Origin of the sequence: Maritimibacter sp. UBA3975, assembly GCF_002384975.1 — a bacterium.
Classification (GTDB): domain Bacteria; phylum Pseudomonadota; class Alphaproteobacteria; order Rhodobacterales; family Rhodobacteraceae; genus Maritimibacter.
Genome location: NZ_DGCP01000019.1, coordinates 84,539 through 94,345, shown reverse-complemented (window position 1 = coordinate 94,345; position 9,807 = coordinate 84,539). Strand labels below are relative to the sequence as shown.

The 9,807-nt window shown below is 62.7% G+C and carries 9 protein-coding genes and 2 pseudogenes; 3 read left to right on the top strand and 8 right to left on the bottom strand.

Features of this window, described 5'->3' with window-relative positions; all coding sequences use genetic code 11:
• The 8 genes and pseudogenes from B2585_RS20650 to B2585_RS20615 all read right to left on the bottom strand — a co-directional run.
• The coding region (locus B2585_RS20650) for a LysR family transcriptional regulator (RefSeq protein WP_292025962.1) at positions 1-774 on the bottom strand (774 nt) is incomplete at its 3' end.
• Between the two features lie 238 nt (positions 775-1,012).
• Positions 1,013-1,726 (bottom strand): recombinase family protein, encoded by a 714-nt coding sequence (locus tag B2585_RS20645; RefSeq protein WP_292025960.1) that lies wholly within the window; start codon positions 1,724-1,726, stop codon positions 1,013-1,015.
• A gap of 16 nt (positions 1,727-1,742) precedes the next feature.
• Positions 1,743-2,127 (bottom strand): annotated as a pseudogene (locus B2585_RS20640) (IS6 family transposase); the annotation flags it as partial.
• 261 nt (positions 2,128-2,388) lie between these two features.
• Positions 2,389-3,045, bottom strand: coding sequence for a fructose-6-phosphate aldolase (gene fsa / locus B2585_RS20635; protein WP_292025958.1), 657 nt, complete (start codon positions 3,043-3,045; stop codon positions 2,389-2,391).
• Positions 3,042-3,716 carry an AAA family ATPase gene (locus B2585_RS20630; protein ID WP_292025956.1) on the bottom strand — a complete coding sequence of 225 codons (675 nt, stop codon included), beginning with the start codon at positions 3,714-3,716 and terminating at the stop codon, positions 3,042-3,044. The genes fsa and B2585_RS20630 overlap by 4 nt, the downstream gene beginning before the upstream one ends.
• A gap of 2 nt (positions 3,717-3,718) precedes the next feature.
• Positions 3,719-4,438, bottom strand: coding sequence for an ATP-binding cassette domain-containing protein (locus B2585_RS20625; RefSeq protein WP_292025968.1), 720 nt, complete (start codon positions 4,436-4,438; stop codon positions 3,719-3,721).
• A gap of 59 nt (positions 4,439-4,497) precedes the next feature.
• Positions 4,498-5,556, bottom strand: a complete 1,059-nt coding sequence (locus B2585_RS20620) for an ABC transporter permease (protein ID WP_292025953.1) — start codon at positions 5,554-5,556, stop codon at positions 4,498-4,500.
• Between the two features lie 75 nt (positions 5,557-5,631).
• On the bottom strand, positions 5,632-6,645 hold the full coding sequence (locus tag B2585_RS20615) for a sugar ABC transporter substrate-binding protein (RefSeq protein ID WP_292025951.1): 1,014 nt from the start codon (positions 6,643-6,645) through the stop codon (positions 5,632-5,634).
• Positions 6,646-6,991: 346 nt separating this feature from the next.
• Between B2585_RS20615 and B2585_RS20610 the strand changes: the two genes are divergently transcribed.
• The 3 genes and pseudogenes from B2585_RS20610 to B2585_RS20600 all read left to right on the top strand — a co-directional run bounded on the left by B2585_RS20610 (position 6,992) and on the right by B2585_RS20600 (position 9,785).
• Positions 6,992-8,119 (top strand): ROK family transcriptional regulator, encoded by a 1,128-nt coding sequence (locus B2585_RS20610; RefSeq protein ID WP_292025949.1) that lies wholly within the window; start codon positions 6,992-6,994, stop codon positions 8,117-8,119.
• 174 nt (positions 8,120-8,293) lie between these two features.
• Positions 8,294-9,073 carry a type I restriction enzyme endonuclease domain-containing protein gene (locus B2585_RS20605; RefSeq protein ID WP_292025948.1) on the top strand — a complete coding sequence of 260 codons (780 nt, stop codon included), beginning with the start codon at positions 8,294-8,296 and terminating at the stop codon, positions 9,071-9,073.
• A pseudogene (locus B2585_RS20600) lies at positions 9,070-9,785 on the top strand (M48 family metallopeptidase). The gene B2585_RS20605 and the pseudogene B2585_RS20600 overlap by 4 nt, the downstream one beginning before the upstream one ends.
• The last annotated feature ends 22 nt before the right edge of the window (positions 9,786-9,807 follow it).

Genomic DNA, 9,807 nt, shown 5'->3' with positions numbered 1-9,807 from the left:
CCAAGGGTGCTGACGGCAGACACAGATTAGGTTCGAGTTCTCGAGAACCGACATGAGGGGCAGAATGGATTCAGAGGTAAAGACCGGGTCCGGCGCCGCAAGACCATGCGATGCGAACATCTCCACAAAGAGCGGCTGCCTGTCCATCGGACCGATCACCGCCCAGTCAGCAGCCGCCAGTGTTGCGGCATCGGTTGTCTGGGCATAGCGCGAGCCAATGCCGGTCAGGAGCTGAATGCCCGACCGGGAAAGCTGCTCGGAAAACAGTCCCGGTCTGACGCCCGGATTTGGCCCGATGACGTAATCGGCTGCACCGGATTCGATAGCTCGAAATGCAAGTGGCGCATGCCCACCGGAAATCTGCAGTTGGACGCCCGGAAACCGGTTTCGCATGCTGAGAAGCACCGACGGTACCACCTTCATCGCCGCTACAAGAGACACAATCGCATGAACACTGCCCACCAGTTCGCCCCGGTTCTGTGCAAGCTCCTCCCTGATCGCGACGAGGTCGCCAAGGATTCGGCGGGAGCGGTCAATGACTTTTTGGCCTTCCGGCGTAGGAATGACTCCTTGAGCGCTGTGATGAAACAACTGCGCGCCGAGGTCCTCCTCGATGCGCTTCAGCGCGACCGTGAAGGCTGGTTGCGACCGTCCAAGCGCCTTTGCTGCTCCGCCGAGGCTGCCAGCGTCTGCGATTGCGACGATCAGTTCCACCTGGCCAGATCGCATGCCCATTTTCCCTGCTTCGTTAATGATTGCCGCGTCTGCAGCCATTCCGGACAAGTGTTGTTGTATGGAATGACCATGTCAAAAGAAGCGTGAAGGTCCTAGTAGACCAATTCAACCCACTTTCAGCTAGGGCCGGGTCGCTGCCCCTTATCCAGCGCAGAGTCCGCGCCACTCGGCCAGAGCGGCGGCACGGTTGAACTTGATCTAGGGTCTGCCGAAAAGTCTGTGTCCTTGGACAGAGTTGTTCGAGAACGATGCCTGGGCAAGCAAGGCCATTTCGCCTTCAATCCGATGTCGCAGAGAGCCTTGCCAATAGGCAACGTACGTTCGACACATGCCAACGCCCAACGCGCCGCGAGAGTGCACCCCGCGCGTTCAACTCCCGCGCAACTGCCCGAAGAGTCGTATGCCCATCCTGTCGTAGCTCCTCAATGATCGGCCGCAGCGCCTCCGCAAAGTCGTCCGCATTGGCGGAGACAGTCGCGCGGAGCGCCGCACCGCCCTTCCCTGCCCGCCTCAGAGCAGCTGCACCGTTCGGATTGCCCAGCTTCACGCCCCGCGCCTTTGCCGCTGCCAGAGCCTCCTTGGTCCGTTTCGAGATTGCCTCCGGCTCCTGCTGGGCGACCAGCGCCATGATCCCGACTGTGAGGTCATTGGCCTCGGGCATGTCGACCGCGATGAACCGCACGCCGCTGTCGCGCAGGGTCAGCAGGAAGGCTGCATTGCGAGACAGCCGGTCGAGCTTGGCGATGAGCAGAGTGGACCCGGTGATCTTCGCAAGATGCAGCCCCTGCTGCAATTCTGGCCGATCCGCCTTGCGCCCGCTTTCCACCTCGGTGAACCGCGCCACCAGTCTGGCGCCCTTTGACGCCGCAAAGTCATCGATCGCCCTTCGCTGCGCCTCGAGCCCCAGTCCTGACTTCCCTGCCTGGCGGTCGGGACCCGCTCGTAGGCGACAAACTTCGGGGCGGCATCGGCCATGTACAACCCTGCGCAACGTTGCTTGCGCGCCGCTTTTCTTATGATTTTCAGAGCTGCTTTCTTTTCACGGGTCTTCGTAACAAAGCTTTCCAGCACCTCACCTTCATGATCAACCGCTCGCCACAGGTAGCAGCGTTCACCGGTGATCTTCACGAACATCTCGTCGAGGTGCCACCGCCACTTGCTCGACTTCATCCCCTCGACTCGGCGCTTTCTGATCTCGGCCGCGAAAAGCGGACCGAACCTGTGCCATCAATACCGGACCGTCTCGTGGCTCACATCGACGCCGCCTTCATGGAGCCGGTCTTCAACATTTCGAAGCGAGAGCGGGAAACGAACATACGTCATCACAGCCAGCCGAATGATCACGGGTGACGTTTTGAAGTACCGGAAGGGGATTGGTTTGGACGTGCACAAACGCCAACCAGTGCCCTACCCCATCCAAGCCAAGTTCCTCTGACAGTGGCCCAGAACGTGTTGTGCATGGTCACAACGGCCATGATTGCCGCAATGGCCGATGGATGACCGGCGGCTTCCAGCCGCGGGCGGCCCGTCCGGTCGACGAACATGGGCAACGTCGCGGGACGAGCCTGGAATAGCGGGCACGGGCATTTCGACGCGGCACGAATGGACCCTGCCCGCCTCGGCCTCAATTTGGCGTTGCTCGCGACAGGCCCCTCACGCGATGCGCTGGCCGGTTCTGCGCCAATCATCAAGAAACGCGCTCAGACCCTTTTCGGTCAGCGGGTGATGGACGAGGCTTTCGATCACCGCAGGCGGCATCGTCGCCGCGTCGGCACCCGCGCGCGCTGCATCGGTCACGTGGTTCGCGCTTCTTAGCGAGGCGGCGAGGATCTGCGTCTTCAGGGCCGGATAGTTGTCGTAGATTTCGCGTATATCGCGAAGCAGATCGCCACCATCGAGATTGATGTCATCCAGTCGGCCGACGAAGGGCGAGATGTAGGTCGCGTCCGCCTTGGCCGCCAGAAGCGCTTGGTTCGCCGTGAAGCACAAGGTGACATTGGTCTCGCGCCCCTCGGCACGCAGGGCACGGCAGGCCCGCAGCCCTTCCATCGTGAGCGGTAGCTTGATGCAGACATTGGGGGCGATCTTGGCCAGCACGGCCGCCTCGCGCATCATCCCGTCGTAGTCCGTCGCAGCGACTTCGGCCGAGACCGGACCCTGCACCATCGCGGCCAATTCTCCCACGGTCTCCAGAAAATCTGCTCCTGCCTTGGCGATAAGGCTGGGATTGGTGGTCACGCCGTCGATCAGCCCTGCTTCCGCCAAGCGGCGGATGGCAGCGGTGTCGGCAGAATCGACAAAGATCTTCATGGCGCGTCTCCTCGTGGGTAGCGGGGTTCGCCGAGGATCAGGTCAGCCTCGGCGCTTTCATTGATGACCGTGCGGGCGTTCGTCAGGTCGTTCCCACGCGCCCGTGTTTCGGCTTGGTCCCGCGAAAGCCCGTGGTCCAGCCAACGCGATACCAGGCGCGCTTCGAGTTCCGCCAGTGGTGGCGCCAGCATCACCGTCACGTCGAAGAGCGCGCGCAGGTCGGCCCACGCCCCATGGCGCAGAAGCAGGTAATTGCCCTCGACCACGATCAGCGGCGTGTCAGCCGTCACACACCCGGCGCCGGGCCGCGTTCGGTCTTGGGCGCGATCAAAGAGCGGGTAGCGAATGTCGGTGCCACCTTGCCGAATACGCCGAACAAGCGCGACGAACCCCTCTGCGTCGAACGTCTCAGGCGCGCCTTTGATCTCACGAAGTGCCCGGGCGTCGAGCGCAGCATTGTCGAGGTGAAACCCGTCCATCGGCAAGACGGCCGCTGCGTAGCGACCAGCACCGTTCAGTTTTTCAACGATATGCGACGCGAGTGTCGACTTCCCCGACCCCGGCGGGCCGGCGATGGCCAACACACGCCGCCGTCCTGCGGTGAGGTCGTTGCCGAGCCGGCTCTCCATCAAGCCGACGACGACATCTGCGTCATGATCGAGATCTCGCATTTTCAGGCAGCCGGGCTCATTTCATCCGGCGACAGTGCGCCTGTCATCAATGCCACGGCGTCCGACATGGACACTTCGCCCGGCTTCAGCACACAAAGCCGCCGCCCAAGGCGGTGAACGTGGATACGGTCCGCGACTTCGAACACGTGCGGCATGTTGTGGCTGATCAAGATGATCGGCACGCCGCGGTCACGGACACGCTGGATCAACTCCAGCACTTTTCCGCTCTCCTTGACGCCCAAGGCCGCCGTCGGCTCGTCGAGGATCACAACCTTGGAGCCGAACGCCGCCGCGCGTGCGACCGCCACACCCTGCCGTTGTCCACCGGACAAGGTCTCGACCGTCTGATCAATGTTCTGAATCGTCATCAGGCCAAGTTCGGACAGCTTTTCGCGCGCCACCTTACGCATCTGCGCTTTGTCGAGTTGCCGAAACCAGCGCCCCATGACGCCGCCGCGCCGGATTTCGCGCCCCATGAACATGTTGTCCGCGATCGACAGGGCCGGCGACATCGCCAAGGTCTGGTAGACAGTTTCGATCCCGTGCTCGCGCGCCTCGATGGGCGACGAGAAGGCAACGCGCTGCCCGTCAAGAGTGACCTCGCCTTCGTCGGGACGCACAGCGCCGGACAAGGCCTTGATCATGGTTGACTTGCCGGCGCCATTATCACCGATCACGGCCTGGATCTCACCTGGGTAAAGGTCGAAATCGCAACGATCCATGGCTGTGACCCGGCCGAAACGCTTGGTCAGTCCGCGGGCGGAAAGGACAGGTTCGATACTCACAGGCTCGCCCTCCGGATACGTTGGTCGACGGTAACGGCGGCGATGATCAACACGCCGATCAGTAGGTAGGTCCATTGCACGTCGGCCCCCATGAGCCGCAGTCCAAGCGTGAAGACGCCCACGATGAGTGCCCCGAACAAGGTGCCCGCGATCGCGCCCCGCCCTCCGAACAGTGAGATGCCGCCGATCACCACGGCGGTGATGGATTCGATGTTCGCCAATTGCCCTGCCTGTGGCGAAACCGAGCCGATGCGCCCGATCAGGGCCCAGCCGGCGAAAGCGCATATCAGCCCGCCCAGCGCATAGACCGAAATCAGCGTGCCGCGCACGTTGACGCCGGAGAGCGCGGCGGCCTCCGGATCGTCGCCCACTGCGTAGACGTGCCGGCCCCACGCTGTCTGGGACAGGACGTAGGACAGCACCGCCACCAGGAAGAGAAGCAGGATCACCCCGTAGGTGAACACCGCTCCGCCAATATCTATCGTGTTGCCGAAGAATTGCAGGAGCGGCGCTTCCTTCGCGATGTCCTGGCTGCGGATCACTTCCGAACCGGAGTAGAGGAAATTCGCCGCAAGCACGATCTGCCACATTCCCAGCGTGACGATGAAGGGCGGCAGCTTCCAGACCGCGACGAGATAGCCGCTGATCGCGCCGATCCCGAGGCCGCAAAGAAGTCCGCACAGAACCCCCAGTGCGGGCGGCAGGCCCAGATCGAAAGTGAATTTGCCCATGATAACCGAGGACAGGATCATGATCGCGCCCACCGAAAGATCGATTCCGGCGGTCAGGATGACCAGCGATTGTGCACAAGCGACGATGCCGATGATTGCAACCTGCTGGAGGATCAGGGTCAGTGCGAATGGCGAGAAGAACCGATCTCCCAGGATCGCGCCGAAAATCGCAACCGCGGCGACCAGAACGATAAGCGGGACGATGGCGGGCGACGCGTAGAGCATATCCGCCAATCTGGTGCGCCAACCCTTCGGCCGTTCGAATTGCGCGACGGTTTCGCCGGGATCGGCCGGGGTCTCGTCCTTGTGGGATGCCTCCTGCATGGCGGCCTCTCGATGATGAAGTTGAGGGGATCTACTGGCCCCGGGGGCATACGGCCCCCGGGGGCGGGGTCCGTATCAACCCCAGCAGAGCTCCATGCCTTCTTCAACTGAAAGCTGGTCCATTCCATCGACCGGGTTCGCGGTGACAAGGCCGACACCGGTGTCGAAAAACGCCTTGCCTTCCGTGGCTTCGGGTTTCTCGCCGGTTTCGGCGAACGCCACAACGGCTTCGACCCCCTTCGCCGCCATCTCGAGCGGATACTGTTGGGCCGTCGCCCCAATCACGCCCCCGGCAACGTCCTGCACGCCCGGGCAACCGCCATCGACAGACACGATCAGGACGTCGTCCTGCTTGCCGAAGGAGCGCAGCGCTTCGTATGCGCCGGCGGCGGCTGGTTCGTTGATCGTGTAGACCACGTTGATATCGGGATTGATGGCCAGCAAGTTCTCCATCCCTTCACGGCCACCCTCCGCATTGCCGCTCGAAAGCTCCTGCCCGACGATGCGAGGATCCTCTTCGTCGCCCCAGCGGCTTTCGTCGCCCGTCTCAACGCCGAAGCCGGTCAGGAAGCCCTGATTGCGCAGCACGCCCACAGTGGGCTGGCTTACGTTGATGTTGAGCAGTCCGATCTTCGCGTCCGCCGTGTCGCCCATCGTCTTGGCGGCCCATTCGCCGATCAGCCGCCCGGCCTCGAAATTGTCGGTAGCGAATGTCATGTCAGCCGCATCGATCGGGTCGAGCGGCGTGTCGAGAGCGATGACCACCATACCCGACTCGCGAGCCTGTTCCACCGCGCCGGTGATGGCCTTGGTGTCCGAGGCCACCAGCAGGATGCCGTCGACTTCGGCGGCCATGCAGGTCTCGATCGCCGCGACCTGCGTCTCGTGGTCTCCGTCGAATTTGCCTGCGAAGGACCGCAACTCGGTTCCCAACTCGGCGGCCTTGGCGAAAGCGCCCTGTGCCATCTTGACGAAGAATGGGTTGGTCGCGTCCTTCGTGATAAGGCAGACGCTACCTTCGGCGGCGGCCGCACTCGCAAAGGCTGACGAGGCGACGGCCCCGAGGATACCCGCTTTGATTGCTTTCATGTCTCTCTCCCTGTCGTTTTGTCGGGGCAGATTGCCCTCTCAGGGAGGATCCTTGTCCACGCCCGAAAGACCTATCGAACGCGCTCTGGCGGACCCTCGCCGCCCCGGTGGGACAACGTGTAACGCGCCGTCACGGACAACGTCAATAAAAACTTCCTAATGAATTAAATATTCGCTCGAAGCTCTCTTGTCGGCTGGGAGCACTGCCGGTAGGTTGCCGATGAGGAAGCACAGCGGAATTCCCGCTGCGGACGCAGGAGCAGCAGTCATCACAGACTTTGACGATGAACTGCCCGGCTTGGGCCCGACGCCGATAAGCGGCTCGAACCAAACCACCATGCGTGGAATGAACGAGCGTCTGGTGCTGCACCTTCTGCGCCGCTCGGACACCCTGACCAAGGCCGAAGCAACCCGGGCAACAGGCCTGTCGGCCAATGCTGTGTCCATGATCTTCCGAAAACTCGAGGAAGAAGGCTTCCTTCTACGGGGCGAGCCGCTGCGCGGTCGCGTGGGCCAACCCTCGATACCGATGCGTCTGAACCCCGCGGCCAGGCATTACCTCGGCTTCAAGATCGGGCGTCACAGTTATGATGCAGTCATCGCCGATTTCACCGGGACCGTAAGGGCCCGGCAGACCGAGCGCCACGCCTATCCGACACCCGCCTCGGCCGAAGCCTTCATCCGCGCAGCTTTTCCTCCACTCCTGCGCAAAGCGCGCTTGCGCCGGTCCGACATCGCGGCAGCCAGCGTGGCGATGCCGGGAGAGCTTTGGCACTGGCTTGACGATTTCGGTGCGCCCCACGCCGAGATGGCAGCGTGGCGCGACTTCGATGCCACGGCAGCCTTCGCTCAAGTCCTGCCGGGGCCCATATCGGTCGAAAACGATGCAACTGCCGCCTGCCGGGCCGAGCTCATTTTCGGGCCCGACCGTCGGCACCGGGATTCCGTCTACTTCTTCGTCGGGGCCTTCATAGGCGGCGGCATCGTTCTGAACGGGAGCGTCTTCACCGGGGCGCGGGGCACCTCAGGGGGGTTCGGGCCGATGCGCATTCCCGACGAGCCGGGCGGAACCCGGCTGGTCGATCACGCCTCACTCGCCGTGCTCGAGCGGCTCGTGCGGGAGGGCGGCCATGACCCGGCGGCGCTGTACGGCGGCCAGCCGGGCTGGGATGCGCTCGAGCCTGTGGTCGGACCGTGGATAGCGCGATCCGCACGCAGTCTCGCCCATGCCGTTGTCTCAACTCTGGCCGTAATAGACGTCGAGGGTGTCGTCATCGACGGCGCTCTTCCCCCAAGCGTCCGGTCCCGTCTCGTGACCGAAGTGCGAGAGCAATTCGACCTACTCGACCAGCAGGGTGTGATCCGGCCAAAGATCGACGAAGGCAGCTTCGGGTCCGTTGCCCGTGCCCTCGGCGCCGCAGCCTATCACATTTCAACGGATTACATGGTCGATCAGAACCGGTTTGGTCGGTAAAGGCCGGATACTACGGCCCCATCTGGGCGGACAAAGTTCCGGCGGGACTTGAGGCAAACTCCCCTCACAGGCGTGACGCCGAAGGGGAGAGCGTGTCGGCAACCGATCCCGACCCTTATGGTAAGGTCCGGTCGGCGCAAGCCGTTTCGCTCGCAAGAGACAGGACCACATCCATTGAAGCGCGATCAGGGGCCCTTCTCAGAGGTGCTGGGCGCATTGTCGACCGCCACCGACCTCGCCGCAGGCAATCCGCCGGGGTCCGCGTTGCCCACCACGGTGCTAGCGGTTCGTATTGGGCGCAGGTTGGGGCGCTGGCAGACGATGACCATGTCCGTTGCGATGCCGGCGGAAACCATCGTCGAGGTGGCAAACATCAACGATCCCGACGCGCTGAAGGCAGTCGTCGAAGAGACAGGGGTCTCCGAGTCATCAAAGGCCGATCGCATCGCCGGCGCGACCCGGCGGGCAATCACCGAGAAGATGGATGAGGACCCGACGTTCTACAAACAGTTCTCCGAGCTGCTCGAAAAGACCATCCGGGCCTACCGCGAAAAGCGACTCTCCGAGCGCGAATACCTGAACAGTGTCGTGGATTTCGCGAGCAAGGTGGCCCGCAAGGATCGGGGGCGGGATGTTCCGGAGAGCATTTGGGGCGATGAGGATGCTCAGGCCTTCTTCGGCGTCCTAGATGGTCAGCTCAAGACCAAGGGCGAAGATTCAGTGACCGGCGTCGAGGTCGCAACGATCGCTCAACTGATTATGGACATCATCAAATCGCACCTGATCGTGGACATCTGGTCGAACGAGGCGGCCCAGAACAATCTGCGCAACGCTATTGACGACTACTTCTTCGATGTCCTGCGCGACGAGAAGGACATCGACCTTCCCGTAGAAGTACTCGACGATCTCGAACTCAAGATCATGGATCTTGCCCGGGCCCGGTTCGCAGCATGACACGGGAGTTTCACTGCCTGCGGTACGGCGAGCAGGAGATCCAATACGAGATTGTCCGGCGCCTGAGGAAGACACTGGAGATCGCCGTCGAGCCGGATGCGTCGGTGGTGATCGCGGCCCCGGAGGACGCGACACTAGACGCCATCGAAGCCAAACCGCGGAGGCGCGCGGCATGGGTGACACGGCAGCAGCGGTACTTCTCCCAGTTCCTGCCGCGCACGCCGGAGCGCAGGTTCGTCGCCGGGGAGACTCATCTCTACCTCGGGCGCCAATACCGGCTGAAGGTCGTCCCGCATGTCCAGGAAAGCGTGAAGCTTATCCGCGGCTTCATCGTCGTGCAGACTGACCGGCCGACCAGGCCGGAGGTGACACGCGAACTGGTCGAGGCAGGGTACCGGGACCGGGCCCACATCAAGTTTCCGGAACGGATCGAACTCTGTCTCGGTCTGTTCCCGGACCCCGAGGCATTCAGGCCGATGGCTCTCATCGTACGCCAGACCCGGCAGCGATGGGGTCCATGTCACCGGCTGGTCGTTTGCTACTCAATCGTCGTCTAGTTCAGGCACCTGTCGACGCCATCGACTACGTGATCACCCGTGAACTCTGCCATGTGGCCGAGCCTCATCACGGGGCAGCGTTCTTTGGCCTTCTCGACAAGGTGATGCCCGATTGGGAGCGTCGGAAGCAAAGGCTCGAACGGGCCATGGCCTGAGAAATTCCGAAACCGGTCGCAA

What these genes read in the sequence shown, in the direction of transcription:
- fsa (WP_292025958.1), bottom strand. Translation starts at nt 3,045, where the DNA reads ATGAAGATCTTTGTCGATTCTGCCGACACCGCTGCCATCCGCCGCTTG.
- B2585_RS20630 (WP_292025956.1), bottom strand. Translation starts at nt 3,716, where the DNA reads ATGCGAGATCTCGATCATGACGCAGATGTCGTCGTCGGCTTGATGGAG.
- B2585_RS20625 (WP_292025968.1), bottom strand. Translation starts at nt 4,438, where the DNA reads ATGGATCGTTGCGATTTCGACCTTTACCCAGGTGAGATCCAGGCCGTG.
- B2585_RS20620 (WP_292025953.1), bottom strand. Translation starts at nt 5,556, where the DNA reads ATGCAGGAGGCATCCCACAAGGACGAGACCCCGGCCGATCCCGGCGAA.
- B2585_RS20615 (WP_292025951.1), bottom strand. Translation starts at nt 6,645, where the DNA reads ATGAAAGCAATCAAAGCGGGTATCCTCGGGGCCGTCGCCTCGTCAGCC.
- B2585_RS20610 (WP_292025949.1), top strand. Translation starts at nt 6,992, where the DNA reads ATGAACGAGCGTCTGGTGCTGCACCTTCTGCGCCGCTCGGACACCCTG.